Below are 17851 nucleotides of genomic sequence, written 5' to 3' on the forward strand. Positions count from 1 at the left end.
ATGGGAATGCCCAGTCCTGTGACTGTAAAAGTCGGGATGCTTAAAAGGGAACCCCGATGGAAACTGAGGAAATTCTAAGAAAATATGCAGCCGGAGTCAGGGATTTTCAGGCCGCCAACCTCTGTGAAGCCAACCTGAGCCGAGCCACACTGAGCGGAGCCAACTTGAGCCAGGCCAACTTGAGCATCGCCAACTTAGGGGGAGCGAACCTCAGTGGAGCCAACTTGAGCCACGCTAAACTCAACGTCGCCAAACTCAACGGAGCCAACCTCAACGGAGCCAACCTCAACGGAGCCGATCTCAACGTTGCCAACCTGATCCGAGCCGACCTCAGCGATGCCAGTTTAATACAAGCCGCCCTGATTCGGGCGGAACTGATTCGCGTCGATTTAAGCCGCGCCAACCTCAGCGAAGCCAACCTCAACGGAGCCAGCCTCAGAGAAGCAAAACTGCGACAAGCCAACCTAGCCGGTGCAAACCTCAGTGAAGCCGATCTCACCAACGCATCCCTCAAAGCAGCCAACCTCGAACGCTCCACCCTGAGAGAAACCGACCTCAGAGGAGCCGATCTCAGCGGAGCCAACCTCAGAAACGCCGAATTGCGACGCGCCAACTTATCAGGAGCAAAACTGATCGGAGCCGATTTAAGCGGCGCAAACTTGCGATGGGCCGACCTATCCGGCGCAACCGTTCGCTGGGCCGACCTCAGCGAAGCGAAACTCAGCGGAGCAAACCTCAGAGGAGCCGACCTGAGCAATGCCAACTTACTCAACGCCAGCTTAGTATATTCCGACTTAACCCAGTCAAACTTAATCGAAGTTGACTGGATGGGAGCCGACTTATCGGGAGCCACCCTCACCGGCGCAAAACTCTACGAAGTTTTACGCTACGGACTCAAAACCGAAGGGTTAATCTGTGAATGGGTAGACCTCAGCGAAAACGGCGACCGTTCCACCATCTACCGGCTCACCCCCGAAGACTCAAAAAAATTTTTCAACCAAACCCTACCCACCGTCCGCATCACCGTTGATGCACCCCTGACTGCTGATGCTCACCTCGCCCTCGCCGTCGCCTACCACCAAGTTGCTCAGATATACCCCGCCCTCAGCAACCCCCCTAATATCGAAGTCAGCGGACGACGCACCACCCTAACCTTTAGGATAAATAGCGATGCCCGTTTATTTTCCACCGCCTACGTCGCCATCCTTCCCTTTAAAGATGCCGTCATCTCCCAAGAAAAAATCTTTCGCTTAGTCGAAATGATTGAATCGCCCGATATCAGCAACCTACTCAATCAAGCCACCGGCAAACTTGCGGACATCAAAAAATCTGAAACCTTTACCAAAATGGTAAAACGCGAAAAATTCTTCGCCGCTCCCACCCTAACCGTACTCACCAACTCTGGAAACCGTACCCTCGATGTGCATCATAACCCGAACTTTGGCAAACGCTGGCTCAGCGCCACCGAAAACATCGAACTAAGCGCCTCCTCCCTTTCCGAAAACCAGCAATTGGCTTTACCCCCAGTAAGCGTTGTCATCAGTTTTATCCAAGGATTACATTTTCTCTCCTCCAAATAAACAAAAAAACAAAGTCTCATACCGATCCCAAAACCCACTCTTTTATACACATCCCCTAAAAATGATTAAAACGGTCACAAACTAATGGAAGTTGAGGAATTACTAAATAGATATGCAGCCGGTGAGCGCGATTTCTCAGGAGTCAACCTTTGTGAAGTCAATCTCAGCCGAGTCAACCTCAGTGGCGCTAACTTCACCGGCGCCAATCTCAGCATCGCTAACCTCAGCGGCGCCAACCTCAGCGGCGCCAACCTCAGCCAAGCCAAACTCAACGTTACCCGTCTCAGCGGCGCCAACCTCAGCCGTGCCAAACTCAACGGCACCATCCTCAACGTCGCTAACTTAGTCCGCGCCAACCTCAGCGACGCCCACCTTGTCCAAGCCTCCTTGATCCGCGCCGAATTAATCCGCGCCGAACTCAGCCGCGCCAACCTCGAACAAGCCAACCTCAACGCCGCCGACTTGCGAGAATCAAAACTAAGAAACGCCAACCTCAGCGGTGCAAACCTCAGCGAAGCCGATGTACGCGGCTCCTCCCTCGCCGGAGCCAACCTCGAACAAGCCAAACTCAATCAAACCGACCTCAGCAGCGCCGACCTCAGCGGAGCCAACCTCAGCAACACTGAACTCCGCCACGTTAACTTTAACCGCGCCAACCTCAGCGGAGCCGACCTCAGCAGCGCTAACCTCCGCTGGGCAATCCTCTCTGGCGCTAACCTCCAATGGGCAAACCTCAGCGACACCAAACTCAGCGGCGCTAACTTAATAGGAGCAAACCTCAGTAACAGCAACCTACTCAACGCCAGTCTAGTTCACGCCGACCTCACCCAAGCCAACCTGATCCGCGCTGAATGGGTCGGTGCCGATTTATCAGGAGCCACCTTGACAGGAGCGAAAGTTTATGCTGTGTCTCGATTTGGCCTCAAAACCGATGGCATGATCTGCGAATGGGTCGATGTTAGTCCTCACGGCGATCACAGTCAAATTTACCGCTTTGATACCGACGACTCGAAAAAGTTCTTTAATCAAACACCCCCCACTGTTCGCATCATCATTGATGCTCCTCTCGACTCTGTGGCAAACTTTGCCCTAGCCGCTGCTTACTATAATCTCAGTCAGCAATATGCCGGCTTAACCCAACCCCCCAGTATTACCGTTGGCTACCGCCGCACCGTTTTAACCTTTCGGGTTGAGAACGATGAACAACTATTATCCACCGCTTATGTGGCAATTCTTCCCTTTGAAAATGCCACAGTCACCCAAAAAAGCATCATCACTTCAATTAAGCAACTGCGAAATCATGCCACAAATCATCTGAGTATTCCGGACTTAAGGCGAATTCAACAATTAAGTAATTCCCTTGGTCAAACTCTCAATCAAGCCAATGCTCTTGATTTATCAAAAATTATCCCACCGGCCATTGAAAACACCAGCTTTTTTAAAGCCCCCACCCATACACTTTTGCTCAATTCCAGCGACCAAACCTTAAGCTTATATCACGACCCCAGTTTTGGCAAACGCTTTATGAATCCTACCAATCCGGCGAATAATAAAAACACGAACCCCCAGCCAAATGTTCCGCCGGTGATGCCTCCTCTCTCCGCTTTGGTAGATTTTATTCGCGGTTTTTATTCAATGGAAGGACAGAGTTTGTAAAATTGGTTATTCTTAAATAAAGCCAGAAATGGACAACTTTTAATTTATCATTAACAGGAGAAAAAATGTTTGACGCTTTCGGAGATCGTTTCAACAAAATGACTGGACGTACCCGCTTTGTAGTCTGTCGCCTTTTTGTTCATTGTCGCGGTGATTATGTAGCTCCTTTATTGGGAGTTCTTAATCAAGCCGCCAGAGTTGCTGTACAAGAACAAGGCGATTTAGTACGAACCGGCTCCGAATTAGTCAAAGTTTGTCAAAGTCTTTTAGAAGCTACATCCTACTGGCAAAGCGCCGCCAATGAAGGCGATGTTTTTTGGCAAGAAGAAGCCGCCGGTGACTATGTATCAGAGTTATTCACAGACTCCGCCTCCCGCTATTTAAGCCAAACTTCCGATTTCTATACAGCCGATACAAATCAACCTTTAACTTTGCCGGTGACACATAACCTAGTGGTGATGATTACAGCAGCTTATGTAGGAGAAGTTGCCCCATTAGAAACGGATCTTGCTGATATTGATGCCCTGACGCAAGGTTTAAAAGCTCTAATTAATTTGCATTATCAAAACAGTCTCCGAGCGATTCAAGTGCATTTTTCGCCGGCCCAACTCGGAGACGAACTTACTGATGACCAAGTTTTAGAAAACTTTCCTGAATTGATACCTTTGTAAAAATAAAAGTTTCAGTTTTCAGGAACCTCCGAACTCTGCAAACTAACTTCTCGACCGGCCAACTGAGCCACAGCCCTCGCCAAATCCACCGGCTCCACCGGCTTAGCTAAATGTAACTGAAACCCCGCCCCAAGAGCCAGAGCGCGATCAGAGTCACGAGCATAAGCAGTCAAAGCTAAAGCTGGTAACAATCCCCCGCGCTCTGGACTACGTTGGCGCACCTGAGCAATAAAAGCATAGCCATCTTGGAACGGCATTCCTATATCGCTGACTAAGACATCGGGCACCAATTCATCCAGCAATGCCAAAGCCTCCTGGGCTGAAGCCGCTGCTCTCACCTCGGCTCCGTATTGCTTAAGCATCACACAAATCAACTCTCGCGTATCTAATTCATCATCTACCACGACCAACTGTAAACCAGCTAAAGGTACCGTCGGAAATAACGCTTCCTTCTGTTGTTGTTGAGCATCCTTGGAGAGGATAGCAGCAGCTTTGACACCGCCAACCACCGGCTGAGATTCCCCAAACGGAATTGAGACTCTAAACGTAGCGCCGGTACTGTCACCGCCACTATCTGCGGCCACCGAGCCACCGTGTAATTCGACCAAATGACGGACAATGGCCAAACCTAACCCTAAACCATTGTAAGCGCGAGAAGTTGTACTATCTGCCTGACGAAACCGCTCAAATACATAAGGTAAAAATTCCGGTTTAATGCCGATACCGCTGTCTTTGACTTGGATAATGGCGCGGTGATCGGTTTGAATTAGGGAACATTCAACCCGCCCCCCTGGGGGGGTAAATTTGACGGCGTTGGATAATAAATTCCAAACAACTTGCTGTAAGCGGTCACTGTCGCCTTTGACTTCTCCTATTTGTGGGTCAAAATAGGAGATTAATTCAATGCCCTTGGCAGATGCGGTGGGGCGGACTGTATCTAAAGCAGCTTCGACGACGGTTAATAAATTACAACTGCGGAAATTTAAGCGTAGTTTGCCGGTGATAATGCGCGATACATCCAGCAAGTCTTCGATCATTTGCGTTTGGGAGCGGGCATTGCGTTCGATGACTTCTACCGCTTTGATTGTTTTTTCTTGATCGAGTTTGCGGCTTTTAAGTAGCTGGGCCCATCCCAGCATGGCGTTGAGGGGGGTACGCAGTTCGTGAGATAAGGTGGCTAAAAATTCGTCTTTGACGCGGTTTGCTTCTTGGGCTTCGCGGTAGAGGCGGGAATTTTCAATGGCCAGGGCTGCACGCCGGCCCAATTCTTCCATTAAGGATAAGTCTTCTTGGGTGTAGGTTCGCACCGAGCCTTGTACTAAGGCCCATGTTAAGGTTCCTAGTTTACGGTTGTGTGCGACTAGGGGAATTGTGATGAGTGAGCGGATTTGTAGTTTTTCTATAAGTTCTTGGTGGGCTGGGTTGGTTATTTTGGAGCCGTTATTTTGGTTGATATCGGGGATGAAGATCGCTTCAAAGCCGGTGCCAAGGTTTGCGAGGGGGAGATTTTTGTCGGTGGGTGTGGTGCTGTGGTTTTGGATTTGGTTAAATATTTCTGGCGGGTTTTGCTGGTTGTGAAAGCAGCCTATTCGTTGTAGTTGGTTGTCGTTGGTAACGACATCAAAAAAACAAAGGTCTGCTCGATTTGGGACAACGAGTTTGGTGATACCGGCGAGGGTGGTTTTGTAGTCGAGGGAAGAGGCGAGGATGGGACTGGCTTCGGCTAAAAATCGCAGGGCTTCTTCGGCTTGTTTGCGTTCAGTAATATCGGTGATTGTGCCTGACATCCGAAAGGGCTCGCCGGTGCTGGTTCGCCTTGCTCTGGCGCGGGCCATACAGTAGCGGTATTGTCCGGATGTGTGACGCAGACGTAACTCGACGTTAAATTCGATGTTGCGTTGTAAGTGTGCTTCGAGGGCTTCTATGAAGGTTTGTTTATCGTCGGGATGGAGCAGTTCGCAGAAGGCTTCGTAGGTGCCGGCAAATTGACCACCTGCTAAGCCGGTGATTTCAAAGAGCCGGTCATTCCAATAAATTTGATTTTCGCCAATGTGCCAGTCCCAGATCCCGTCATTGGCTCCTTCTAAGACTAGGCGGTAGCGTTCTTCACTTTCTTGTTTTTGTTGATTGGCGATAATTGCCTGCATTTCTGCTTTGTGGAGGCGGACAACATTGTGTAGGCTTTTTGATAAATTTTCTGAGGATACTTTTGCTTTGGAAAGGTAGTCGGAGGCTCCGGCTTTCATTAGATCAACGGCGATTTGTTCGTCTCCTTGGCCGGTTAAGACGACTAATGGCATTTTAAAGCCGGCAGAGCGAATTTCTTTAACGAGGGTGAGGCCATCTCCATCTGGCAATAAATAATCAAGAAAAACACAATCAAATGTTTGTTCATAGAGGGTAGCGAGGGCTGTGGCGCAGTCTGGTGCCTCGGATAGCTCCATTCGCACGCGGGCGCTTTGGAGCGCACGGCGCACGGCCATCCGGTCTACTTGATCATCATCTACTACCAGAATTTTGAGGGTTTCTTCCATGATCGGGGCGACTCCCAAGCGCGTCAGGCGAGGTGTCCAGTATCGCAATTGTTTACGGTGAATGGTTTAGGGAAATTAACGAACAATGAATAAGGAAAAAAAACAAAGCATCAGGAATAAAAAAAATCTTTTTTTCCGGCTATCGCGCCCCATGTCCGATGAATTACGCTATCGGTCTTGGGTCTTGGTGATGCTGGTCTTGGGGATGCTGGTTTTTTTCCACAATAACTAATTTAAGTGATAGCTTGACACTCCCCAGCCTAAAGGCTTAAAAATTCTTCATTCCTAGATCCAACTTGCTGCGACAAGATTGCTCCCATCTCAGTAGAGGTCAAATCTCCAGAAGCGTTCACCTCGACTACGCTCGGTGAGCGAAGCCGAACCAAAGTTCGCGTATGCCCTACGGTACTCCAGGCTAGGCTCAGAATGTTGATAGCTGCATTGCAGTCTCGGTCTAACACAAACCCACAGGAATAAATTTGAGTTCTTGTTGGCAAAGACTTTTTGACTGTTTTACCACAACTAGAGCATTTCTGGGAAGTAGAGGCTGGATTAACTGCTACTGTTATTCTGCCCAACTTTACCCCCATATACTCCACCCGTTTTCTGAACTGATACCAACCAACATCATTAATGGACTTGGCGAGACAATGATTTTTGACCAATTTTTAATCCTCAAGTCTATGGGCTACGCGCACGCTACGCGAACACGTTATCTACTTTGGTTTGAGGTGGACTCGCTTTAGTCAATTAATGGCTTTTGTCTGCTTGGCAGAACCTTTTTTTTAGGAGAAATACGGCGTTGTTTAAGCTTCAACCGTTTCTCACTAGCTCGATAAAACTTTGGATTAGGTTGGGAGTAACTATTGCTATCGGTATAGAAGTTTTTTAGCCCTCCATCCAAAGCGATTGTCTTGCCTGTAGGTTGTGCTTCTATTTGGCTTTCAGCACTAATCCAAAATTGAAGATAGTACCCATCGGCTTGACTTCTCAACCTAACTTGTTTTATCTGCTCTAAAGGGAAGCTCATCTCTGAGTGTTTTGCTGAGGCGGTATAACTCTTTGATTCCTACACCTCGATTATCCATCCAAAAACGGATACTCTTATTGCGGACAAATTGAGCCGTTTAAATTGCCTCGTCAATAGCACTATATTGAGTTTTTTTACCCTTGGCTTTGAATTCTAAAACTCTCATTTTACGTTGAATAATTCTACGCAAATATACTATATCATCTAAAAGTCGGCCTTCTAGGGCTAGGCTTTAAACCCTTTTTTTTTTGGGAAAGTTCATGGTTAAGGTATTGATTGGTTAGGTTTTAATTTTTTAGGCTTCTGCTAAGTCGCTCCCCATGAAAAAGTTTTACTTTGGCTTTTTGAGGGTAGACTATGGCGTGGCGAAGCCATCGGATGCGGGATGCTTCGCTCTTGGCTTTCAGTCTCCCATTTTAGATTTTAAAGGTTAACAAGTCATTTAGGGAAGATTTTTTGTTGGGGCGGTTGTGGTGTTTGGGGATGATTATTTTTTTGTACTTTTATGGTTAAGGGTTAGGGGTGGATGTCAATCAGTCTTTAGGATGAAAAATTACCTTCATACTTTGACAAGTTTTGTGTTGTTCTGCTCGGAATAATTGCGGAATTAACCGCTACTTGTTCGGCCTCTAGTAAAGACATCTGGGAATTTATTTGTATTTCTCGTTTTATTTGCATTATTTTCTGGCCTACATAGCCTTATTTATTGAGTTTTAGGGTAGTTATTTGTAGCAGTATTTTGGGTATTTCAATAAAATTAGAGTTGGATAGGCCGGTGGGTAGAGACGTTTCGACGGAACGTCTGTACTGGGTGTCTTCTAAAATTGAACAGAGTGGTGCATTAAGTTGATGCAGCCGCGATCTGCCGCCGCTACTGTTGCTAAACGTTATGTTTGCAGGTTGGTCGGCGGTTGGGAGTGTAGCCTAGTGGCGTTCGTGATTGGGGATCGCCTCTGTAAGATGAGCAAACTGTAGTAACCACTCATGGAGTGTATATGTTTCGCAACTTGATTACGCTGTTGATTGTTTTTTCGTTAAGTTTGACGACGGTTGCCTGTGGGGGTGGAAACAATAATGTGGCCCAACCGAATAGAAATCAAGCTCCGGTGGCGACCAGCACCAACACAAAAATTGCGGATGGTAAGTATCCTGTTCAGCAAGGGAGTTTTAATGACAGCAATGGGGAATATAGCTTATTTTTGCTGAATTCCTCGCCCTCGCTGGTTCGGACGACGGATTTACAAATGGCCCGCCTGACAGAAGAGGAAGAGAAAGCCGGTGAAAAAAGTTACTTAAAAGTGGAAAATGGTCAAAAATCGTTGCATTTAACAGAAGACTTCAAAATTGAATATGTCCATGCTGTTACTGAAACTCAAACTAATCCGCAAACCGGCCAGCCTCAAACTGTGATTGTGCGGCAAGAGTCGAGTTTTTGGACACCGTTTGCTGGGGCTTTGGCCGGTCAAATGATTGGAAGTATGCTGTTTACGCCTCATTACTATATGCCGCCGGTTTATCAGCCTGGGGTGATGACGGGCTATGGCGGTTATGGCAGAACTTATAATCAAGCGGTGCAAAGTTACCAAACGCGCTATCAAGCTCCGCCGATTGTGGAGCGAAATCGCACTCAGTTCCGCAGTACAGGACGAATCAATTCTCCTTCTTCAACTACAGCGAATCCCTCAAGACCAAGTTCGACGGGTAAACCTACGGGATCAGGTTTTGGGACGAGTACGCTGAAACAGTCGGGACAAGGGTCTTCAAGCAACCAAAAAAGCTCACCCCGTTTTGGCAGTGGTTCTGGTTCTAGCGGGGCTGGCAGTCGCCGGCCGGCTAGGTCAAGACGGCGCTAAGGTGTCCCGCGTTTGTCCCGTCGAGGGCACGAATGTCCCTTTGGCTGTGTCAGAATGAAAATCGCAGTCTTTCTTCTGACCCGTTGTGATTGAGGTAGAAGTCCACAACTCGCTCCGCAGTTTTCTGCGCTCCAGTGGAGAACCGAACTGGCCGCACCATTTAACGATGGCGCGGCTGGTGGCGCGGGCTTTGCGATTGGGACGCAGTGCTTTGATGCAAACTGGTATTGCACCGGGTTCGTCGGTCGGTCGTTATCGGTTGAGTTATTTGATGCCGGTTCTGATGTGGCCTGAGCCGGCGGTGGTGGTGGCAACTGAGGCAGTTTTGCAGCGGTTGTTGATGGTGGAAATTCCCCAGTTGCAGCAGTGGGTGTCGGTGTCTAAGCCGATCCGGCAGGGGTCTTGTTGGCCTCACCCGGATTTTAAGGGGGTTCTTTTGATGACTCCTGATGTTTGGTTGGCTGACCGGCTCTCTGGCGGGGGGGCAATTCCTCCGAATGTGCCGACGATTTTTGATGGGGTTGATGATCTGGAGAGTTGGGCTCAGCAGTGTTTGACGGTGCGTTTGGAGGCGGCGGATTGGAATGAGCTAATGTTGGCGTTTCCTGACAAAGTGGAAGAGATTCGGGATGCGCGGGTGAGTTTGACGCGGGCGATTTATCAGCATCCGGCTAATCCTTATGAGTGTTGTTTGCTCGATGAAGAGGAAGTTGAAATTTTACGGGGTTTGTTGGCGGTGTTGCTGGAGGCTAATGCGGTGGAGCAGTTGCCTTCGCGCTGGGGAAGTTTTTGGCGTTTGTGGGGTTCTATTAATTCGCTTTTATGGGCGGAAGTTTGGCCGGCTCAGGGCGGCTTTTCTTTGCTTTGCGGGCCGGTTGAGGTGGCAAGATCCCTAAAGGAGATTTGGCAAATGCAGCCGGTGGTGTTGATCGGGGGGGCGATAGATTTGGAGGCTGAGGCTTCTGCTTACCGGCATCGGGTGGGTTTGGGTGAGTTAACTTGTGTGAAGTTTGCTCCTGATCGCTGTAATCAGTTAATCCAGCTTTATTTGCCTGACCGGCTGCCTCTGCCGAATACGCCGCAATATCAAGGGGCTTTGTTGCAGCATATCCGGGCGTTGTTGAGTGCTGTCGATCCGGCTGGGGGTTTGGTGGTTTTGTTGGTGGGGGATACGCCTCTGAAGAGGATTATCGGTACTCAATTGGCGGCTGAGTTCGGATCGCGGGTTCAGGTGGAAAAGACGGGTTTGGATGAGAATGGAATTTTGGTGGCCGGTTGGGAGTTTTGGCGATCTAAGGCGGGGGTGATGCCGGCTCCTCAGTTGTTGGTGATTTCGACTCTGCCGGTGCCTTCTTTGGAAAATCCTCTGGTGGCTGGACGGGTGGCTTTTTATAAGCAGCAGCGTCAAGATTGGTTTCGGTTGTTTTTGTTGCCGGTGGCTTTGTGTGAAATGCAGCGGGCAGTTGCTGCGGTGCGCGACCGGCAAGGGGTTGTGGCTCTGCTCGATAGTCGGGTTCTCCACCGCAGTTATGGCTCTCAGGTTTTGTCGGCTCTCAGCCCTCTGGCGAGGATTGATTATTTGGATGCAAGTTTGTTTGCTGCTGGTGATTATGAGGTTTTGGATTGATGGTTAGCCCCGGCGGCTTAAATGAGTAATTAGCTTTAATTTTGTTAAGAAAGTGAGACGCCTTTCTCAGGTTGGCGCTATTATCGTTTTGAAACCTGTGGTGATAATTAATAATTATGGGTGAATCAAAACGTCGTAAAGATGCTCTGGGCGAGAAATACGGCCAAGAATCTTATGTTTTTCCTTGGTTGCCGTTGACGAAAAGCCAATCTAAAGATTTTATGAAGTGGACAACTCGCGGCAGTTGGATCGGCATTGCTGTGTTGGCTCTTATTTGGGTGACGGTTCTGTTTATTGGGCCGGCTATGGGGTGGTGGCAATTGAATAATTAAAATTTGTCATCTCTTGTTGTTGAAACTCGGTGATTTGACCGGCACACTGGCTGAAAGCTTATAGGAATTTTCAATCACTCTGATAACTAATTTAAAACATTCTGCCGGCAGCTTGGAACGGTCATTTTTGACTCTAGGCAAGCTGTTTTTAGTTTTTTAGGGAACAAAAAAGCGTGGCTGAGACCGCAATCAAGGCAGGGCGCTGCTGACGGGGAATTGAAGCAATAATAAGAGCTTTAAGTCTCTGGGAGCTTAGGTTATGAGCGATTTTTTCTAAGTGTGTAAGTCTATACTTTGCTGTTGGTTGAAGCCGGTTAAGCTGGAAAAAATCAGCAAATTGTTAGAGAGGTAGTGGCTGGGGGAATATACCTGCGGAGGGAACAATTTATTCGCAGTTCCAACTAAAAGTAAAGTAAGGTATTGTTGAGCCTACAAATTTTTTACCCAGGAGTTGATGTTGGTGTTAATTAAAGATTGTTGCTGGAATGAGCGAAAATTATTATCCCGACAGAGGATATGTTGTCAAAGCTGTACCCCAGCCGGATCTTGCAGAGCAGGCAGGTGAGCTATTAAGGCTATAAAGTTTTGTGGATTTGCTGAGAACTTTAGGTTTAAGGTTCTCTGTGGTGCAACCGGCCTTAAGATAGATGGCCAAAAACCCTTGAGACTCCCACAACAAGCTGAAGACTCCCTGAACTTTTTTAGCGGACAGTTCCGGGTGGGGGTGAAATGTAGGTGAAGAGGTGCGCTAAATTGGTTGCCTTCTGTCTTTCGACAGACATAGGACTGGCAAATCATACCTTAAAACAATTTAAGTTTGGCCGTCAATCCACTGGAAGCGGGTTTTCAACTTTTTGAGGGTTTATGAGCGTACCGTTTGGCCGGTAGCGACCAAAATCTTAAGAAAGTATGAAAAATGACCTAAAATGTGAAATGTGGTGATAAGGAGGATAATTGTGTTTCTTAGACTTGCAGACCAACATCGTCAATTTGTACAGGATCTTGTGATGAACCTTCAGGCTTTGGCCATTGTGCTAGAGCGTCGGGGTTATCTGGCTTCTTGCTATACCTGCGGGGGCCAAATGAATAGCGCTTCGTTTATGGTCAGCCTTGCGGATAATCATCTAATTCGGTTTTTGGTGTCGGATTATGGGATTACTTGGACGGAGATGCGGGATGACCGGGAACTGATGAAACTCGAAGGGGCAGAAGCGATCAGCCAGCTTCACGAGTTGGGCAATTTGGTGAAGTACCAAGTCCAACCGGCCCAAGAGCGTCCCGTCGTCGCCCAAAAGGTATAAAACCTTGTTGGTGTTGTTTTTGTCTCCCATTTTCCTGATTGCTGAGATGCACGTCAAGACACCGGCATTCTTGCTCTGCTCTTACGATTGTTGCTGGTGATTGATCCCCAAAATGTTAGGCTGGAAAATGGGGGCTTGAACTACGGTTTCGGCGGTTTTTTTGAGCCAAACAACCTCATCAAGCCTCCCAAATACTCGTTCACTAACTTACTTTATGTGAGGCGCACAAAGCGCGGGAGATTGTGGGAGTGTTGATGACTGGTTTTCAAGATTCACCTTGGCAACATCATTTTGTTGAAACAAATCGAATTCGCTTACACTGTGTTACCCAAGGTGAGGGAGATTTAGTAATTCTCCTGCACGGATTCCCTGAGTTTTGGTATTCTTGGCGCTATCAAATTCCTGCTCTGGCGCGTCATTTTAAGGTTGTAGTGCCAGATTTACGCGGTTATAATGATTCGGATAAACCTGCTTCTGGTTATGATTTAGATACTTTAAGTGCGGATATTCGTGGTTTAATTTCTAATTTGGGATATACTCGCGCTCACATTGTGGGTCACGATTGGGGCGGTACGATAGCTTGGCATTTGGCACAAAAATTTCCGCAATATCTGAACCGGTTGGCTATTTTAAATGCAGCGCATCCAGATCGGTTGGTGCAAGAATTGGCAGGAAATTTTGATCAGTTGCGGCGCAGTTGGTTTGTTTTTGCGTTTCAAATTCCGGGGATTCCTGAGTGGTTGATTCAGCAAAATTTAAAGGATTTTGTGAAACGGTTATTTCGTGAAACTGCGATTCGGCAAACGCCTTTTACGGCGGAAGCTACGAAACTTTATCAGCAGGCTTTGGAAAAACCGGGGGCGATAGCGGCGGCTTTGAATTATTACCGGCAAATGCTTTTACCTCAAAATTGGATGGCAAATTGGGGGCGATCTCCTGATTTGATTACGGTGCCTACTTTGGTGTTATGGAGTGAGGAAGATTCGTTTTTAAGTCGCCGGTTGATTGAGGGTTTAGATCGCTTAATTGCTGCGCCTTTTAAGTTGCAATTGGTGCCAGAGTGCGGGCATTGGATTCAACAAGAAGCGCCCCAAACTGTTAACCGGGAGTTGTTAAACTTTCTGCGTCAGGAATAAGCTACTGATTAAAATAGGGTGTTCACATCGACGAGTAAAACCTGCTTTGCTGCCTAAAAAATCTGAATAAACTTTTATAACCCCTTCGGGGGTTTTATTATGCGTGTACAAACTGATTTTAATCGGTGGCTTCTCAAGGTTATTTGTTGGATATATGAGGTAAACATGAGGAAATTTGAAGTTTAGTTTAGTTAATTATTTGAGGTAAATATATGTAGGATGATATTAGTTAATTTCGTTCCACATTTGAGCCGGCACAAACCGACTGAGATGGCGGACATTTGTAGTAGCAATAACTACGTTTTGACCTAGATTAATAATGGAAAAGGCAAGGGCTGCTAAAATAACATCACCATCTAAAGCTTGATTATTAGCAGTTGGTTGACCGCGCTGGCGAGATTCTGCCCAAAGTTCTGCTGCTTTTAACATGACTTCTCTATTAATAGAAACTACGCCAAGTTCTGAAATTATAAAATCTAGCCTTTGTAATCCTTTAATTTTGCCGGCGCGTAGTAGTTCTCGGCGCACTTCATAATCGGCAATTTCTGGCACTTGTACGGAAGTCCCCGATTGAAGGAGGCTTTGCAGCCATTGCTGACATTCCAAAGCCAAGGCTGACCCACTAGGATTTGTTACTAATCCCAACGGGCCAGAATCAAGTAATACGATTGTCATGGGAATAGCTTTCTGTAGGAGAGACGATCTTCATCGAGTGCTTTTATTAAGTATTCCAGAGTTTCGCGCTGTTCCTGCGCGTCTTCTTCTCCTACATTACACCAAGAATCTAATTCTTCAATAATTCTCTTAATTTTTTCTGGTGGAAGGGGGTCAAAGGGGGAGGGGGTTTGAGGCTGGGCCGGCTGTTGTAGAGGTTGTGCTGTCATAGAGTTAATTTCCTTTATTTCTAAGGAGAATATTGATTATTATAGCGGTTCTCTGTTGGATAGAAGTGGATGCTAAAAACTGGGTTTCTAAAAGAAGAGGTTTTTATTGTAGCCAGTTGCCGGTGCAAAGTTAAAATAGACACTAATTTAATTTTTAGGAAATAAGATTAATTTTAGACTTGATAGAATAAGGCATTGATAAATAGAAGAGTATGTCTGTTTGTTTTGATTTGGTTATTGATGAAAACTTGCGGTTGATTCCTGAAAAGGTTGGGACAGTTTAGTTAATAATAAGGATTAACGAGAATTGAGGTAGTTTGAAGAAAATGTTTAGGTTACAAAAATGGGTGCCGGCTTTGGCATTTTTTCTGAGTTTGATTGTAACATTACAGTTAAAATTACCACCGGCCACCGCTCAATTAGTTAATAATCCTTCATTTTCTGGTGAGCTTCGAGGTGTTTGGATTACAAATATTGACAGCCAAGTTTTGTTTTCGCTCAAGAATATTGTCAGAGCGGTTGAGCGTTTGGAGTCGATGAATTTTAATACAATTTATCCGACTGTTTGGAATTGGGGATATACGCTTTATCCGAGTAAAGTTGCTGAGAAAGTTTTGGGGCGTTCTGTGCGTTTGGTAACGCCTTTAGATGAGGATATTGATCCAGATTTGGGAACGGAACCAGGGCGAGATATGCTCAAAGAAATTATTATGATTGGGCATAAGAAAAAGATGGCGGTTATGCCTTGGTTTGAGTTTGGGTTTATGATGCCGGCAGATTCAGAAATTGTGGAACGTCATCCTGATTGGATTACGAAACGCCGGGATGGGACAACACTTTATCGAGAGGGAATACATGACAGGGTATGGCTGAATCCTTTCCACCCAGAAGTACAGCAATTTATTGTAGATTTGGTGAGTGAAATTGTGGAGAATTATGATTTAGATGGCATTCAATTTGATGATCATTTTGGCTTGCCGGCAGAGTTTGGATATGATGATTATACGGTGAGTTTGTATCAAAAAGAAATTAAACAAAAGCCTTCGGATGATTTTAAGGAGACGTTTTGGGTGCGCTGGCGTGCAGATAAGTTGAATGCGTTTATGGAGCGGTTGTTTAAAGAGGTGAAATCGCGGAAAAAAGATTGTATTGTGGCGCTGTCTCCGAATCCGTTACACTATGCTTTACCGACACATTTACAAGATTGGTTTACCTGGGAGCGACGGGGTTGGATTGAGGAGATTATTGTGCAGGTTTATCGCAATGATTTGAGTCGGTTTATTGCAGAGTTGGAACGGGAAGAAATTGGGTTAGCAAAAACTCATGTGCCGGTGGGAATTGGAATTTTAAGCGGCTTAAAAGGTCGAGCAGTTCCGCTATCGCAAATTCAAGAACAAGTGAAGGAAGTACGTCAGCGAGGTTTGGCGGGAGTTTCGTTCTTTTTCTATGAAAGTTTGTCAAGTTGGGCAACAGAAACACCGGCGCAACGTGATCGGTTTTTTAAGCGTTTGTTTCCTGAGCCGGTGAATCGTCCTTCGGTGGTGGATAAGGAAGCTTAATTAAAGGTTTGGCCGTTGTTTGAAGTACAGAAACGCTTTCTAAAAACCCAGTTTCTTTGACGAAACTGGGTTTTTAGTATTCCACAGCATCCCAATTACGAACCTTAAGCAACCACCGGCCCCAACACCAGTTTTTCAAATTGAGCAAGTAGGGTTCCTTCAAAAGAAAAGTTTTGCCCAAAAATGCGGGGAGTTTGGCCGGTTTGATCTAAGACTTTTCGCACTTCTAGGTTAGTAATATCCGCAAGATTACGGTTATTAAGAACGGCAATAATGGCAGCAATTCCTAAACCTTGTCCCACAGCCGCATTAAATTCTACAATTCTTCCTGCCGAGGAAGCCAAGCCTTCAAAACCAGACCCAGGACTGACAACAGCAAGGTTAGGAACGTTTTTAATTAAGGCGTGGCGAATGCCAATATTAAATAATGGCGGTCGAAAATTAAGGCTTTTTCCCCAGCCTTTTGTGCTGGCTGTGTCGCCAAGTCCCGGAATTCCACCCCGGACATCGAAATGATAGCTAAAAGTGGCGATGGCTTCATTTTCGGCAACGCCTCCAAACAACATTTTAGAACCGTTGAGAGGTTCTACAACTCCGATGACATTGCCGGCGTGGCGGATATATAATTCTGAACCAGGTGTCACCGAAGTTGCACCTAAACTTTTTAGCCAAGTTTCCGCAAATTTAAATTCTTGGAGCATTTTTGGAGTTGGTTTTCCTCCATTTCTGGCGAGGTTTTCGGCTTCGCTTCCTGAAACTTTAAATAACAGCGCATTCCAAGAAAGTCTTTCCCCCGGAAGAATGGCAACGTTTCCTTCATCCAATAAAACACCCGTTTGTTCTAAAGACATTTTGATGCCGCGAAATGAATGATAAGCCACTGATAAGGCTGGAGAACGAATATCAATATGATCGTTACCGGCCCATAATGTTCGCAAATTTCCTCGCGTATCAAGCATTTCTTGTTTGAGATTTTCGGCAAGTTTTGCATCAAAGCCAGCAGCTTGCAGCAAATATTTTTGGGCTTCTTGATCGGCGGGGTTAGTAAAGCGTTTGTTGTAAGCAAAATCAAGTTCTTTGATTCGTTTAACGCTCAATCCTTGTGTTTCTATTACTAAGGTAACAGGCAATTCTGATTCGGGTAAACCAAAAGTTTCAAAGCCTTTGTGTTTTTTCACTCCGGCTGCTTGCGCTAATTCGGCATTCACAGTAGCGTCAATAAAAACTTTTGCATTATAGGTTATGCCATTAGATGCCACAATTCCTGTCAAATTTTGCCCGCTTTTTGTCACAGAAGCAATTTTGAAGTTGCTAAGAAGATTTACCCCCGCTTCTTTCAACATTTGCTTGAGGGCTTCCCCCGCTTTTTGTGGGTCAAGAGCAATGCCATTTACAGCGGATTTTTGCAAAAATTCTTTATATAGAGAGGCCGGATCTCCAAAAGTTCCTAACCCATACTTTTTGCGTGTTTCTGCATCAATTTGAGTTCGGTCTAAATAAGCTAATCTTCCCCGCACTAAATGCCCGCCAATGCCTTCTTGCAAGTTGTTTTTTGATATTAACAATATGCGCGGATATTTGTTGGTGCGCCGGCGATATTCTCTAGCAGCCGCAATTACAGCCAGCACCCCCGGAACTTCATCACCAAATCCTATGACATCATAACTTTGTACATCCCTGACCATTTT

Annotated in this window: 15 protein-coding genes; 9 read left to right on the forward strand and 6 right to left on the reverse strand. The window is 46.3% G+C overall.

The genetic code is table 11. The annotated features are described in order from the left end of the window. Positions 1 to 56 precede the first annotated feature (56 nt). The 3 genes from NG798_RS06850 (at position 57) to NG798_RS06860 (ending at position 3907) form a co-directional block, all read left to right on the forward strand. On the forward strand, positions 57 to 1580 hold the full coding sequence (locus tag NG798_RS06850; RefSeq protein ID WP_261221342.1) for a pentapeptide repeat-containing protein: 1524 nt from the start codon (positions 57 to 59) through the stop codon (positions 1578 to 1580). Between the two features lie 84 nt (positions 1581 to 1664). Further along, positions 1665 to 3236: a pentapeptide repeat-containing protein gene (locus NG798_RS06855; protein WP_261221343.1), complete on the forward strand. Its 1572-nt coding sequence runs from the start codon at positions 1665 to 1667 to the stop codon at positions 3234 to 3236. 65 nt (positions 3237 to 3301) lie between these two features. Further along, complete coding sequence (locus NG798_RS06860; RefSeq protein WP_261221344.1) at positions 3302 to 3907, forward strand: DUF1517 domain-containing protein; 606 nt, start codon at positions 3302 to 3304, stop codon at positions 3905 to 3907. Positions 3908 to 3918: 11 nt separating this feature from the next. Here the strand turns inward: NG798_RS06860 and NG798_RS06865 are convergent, their stop codons facing one another. The 3 genes from NG798_RS06865 to NG798_RS28155 all read right to left on the reverse strand — a co-directional run bounded on the left by NG798_RS06865 (position 3919) and on the right by NG798_RS28155 (position 7471). Further along, entirely contained in the window at positions 3919 to 6489 is a 2571-nt protein-coding gene (locus NG798_RS06865; RefSeq protein ID WP_261221345.1) for a response regulator, read from the reverse strand. A 212-nt stretch (positions 6490 to 6701) separates the two neighbouring features. Then, positions 6702 to 7106, reverse strand: coding sequence for an RNA-guided endonuclease InsQ/TnpB family protein (locus NG798_RS28150; RefSeq protein WP_375338947.1), 405 nt, complete (start codon positions 7104 to 7106; stop codon positions 6702 to 6704). Positions 7107 to 7183: 77 nt separating this feature from the next. Beyond that, positions 7184 to 7471, reverse strand: a complete 288-nt coding sequence (locus NG798_RS28155; RefSeq protein WP_375338948.1) for a hypothetical protein — start codon at positions 7469 to 7471, stop codon at positions 7184 to 7186. A 995-nt stretch (positions 7472 to 8466) separates the two neighbouring features. Here NG798_RS28155 and NG798_RS06875 point away from each other — a divergent pair. The 5 genes from NG798_RS06875 (at position 8467) to NG798_RS06895 (ending at position 13720) form a co-directional block, all read left to right on the forward strand. Next, the gene (locus NG798_RS06875; protein ID WP_261221346.1) at positions 8467 to 9324 is read left to right on the forward strand and encodes a hypothetical protein; all 858 of its coding nucleotides are present in this window, start codon (positions 8467 to 8469) and stop codon (positions 9322 to 9324) included. A gap of 85 nt (positions 9325 to 9409) precedes the next feature. Next, positions 9410 to 10951 carry an ATP-dependent DNA helicase gene (locus NG798_RS06880; protein WP_261221347.1) on the forward strand — a complete coding sequence of 514 codons (1542 nt, stop codon included), beginning with the start codon at positions 9410 to 9412 and terminating at the stop codon, positions 10949 to 10951. A gap of 116 nt (positions 10952 to 11067) precedes the next feature. Further along, positions 11068 to 11283 carry a DUF2839 domain-containing protein gene (locus NG798_RS06885; RefSeq protein WP_261221348.1) on the forward strand — a complete coding sequence of 72 codons (216 nt, stop codon included), beginning with the start codon at positions 11068 to 11070 and terminating at the stop codon, positions 11281 to 11283. 956 nt (positions 11284 to 12239) lie between these two features. Then, entirely contained in the window at positions 12240 to 12584 is a 345-nt protein-coding gene (locus tag NG798_RS06890) for a DUF1815 family protein (RefSeq protein ID WP_261221349.1), read from the forward strand. A gap of 254 nt (positions 12585 to 12838) precedes the next feature. Continuing rightward, a complete protein-coding gene (locus NG798_RS06895) occupies positions 12839 to 13720 on the forward strand; it encodes an alpha/beta fold hydrolase (RefSeq protein ID WP_261221350.1) in 882 nt (293 codons plus the stop codon). Between the two features lie 225 nt (positions 13721 to 13945). Here NG798_RS06895 and NG798_RS06900 read toward each other — a convergent pair whose 3' ends face one another. Together NG798_RS06900 and NG798_RS06905 are read right to left on the reverse strand one after the other, a co-directional pair. Continuing rightward, positions 13946 to 14395, reverse strand: coding sequence for a nuclease (locus tag NG798_RS06900; RefSeq protein WP_261221351.1), 450 nt, complete (start codon positions 14393 to 14395; stop codon positions 13946 to 13948). Beyond that, positions 14392 to 14604, reverse strand: a complete 213-nt coding sequence (locus NG798_RS06905; protein ID WP_261221352.1) for a hypothetical protein — start codon at positions 14602 to 14604, stop codon at positions 14392 to 14394. Before NG798_RS06905 ends, NG798_RS06900 begins: the two co-directional genes overlap by 4 nt. 326 nt (positions 14605 to 14930) lie before the next feature. Here NG798_RS06905 and NG798_RS06910 point away from each other — a divergent pair, with 326 nt between their 5' ends. Further along, the gene (locus NG798_RS06910; protein WP_261221353.1) at positions 14931 to 16163 is read left to right on the forward strand and encodes a glycoside hydrolase family 10 protein; all 1233 of its coding nucleotides are present in this window, start codon (positions 14931 to 14933) and stop codon (positions 16161 to 16163) included. Positions 16164 to 16267: 104 nt separating this feature from the next. On the opposite strand, the gene NG798_RS06915 is transcribed toward NG798_RS06910, so the two are convergent. Then, positions 16268 to 17848 (reverse strand): FAD-dependent oxidoreductase, encoded by a 1581-nt coding sequence (locus NG798_RS06915; RefSeq protein ID WP_261221354.1) that lies wholly within the window; start codon positions 17846 to 17848, stop codon positions 16268 to 16270. Positions 17849 to 17851: the final 3 nt, after the last annotated feature.

This window comes from Ancylothrix sp. D3o (assembly GCF_025370775.1).
Lineage (GTDB): Bacteria > Cyanobacteriota > Cyanobacteriia > Cyanobacteriales > Oscillatoriaceae > Ancylothrix.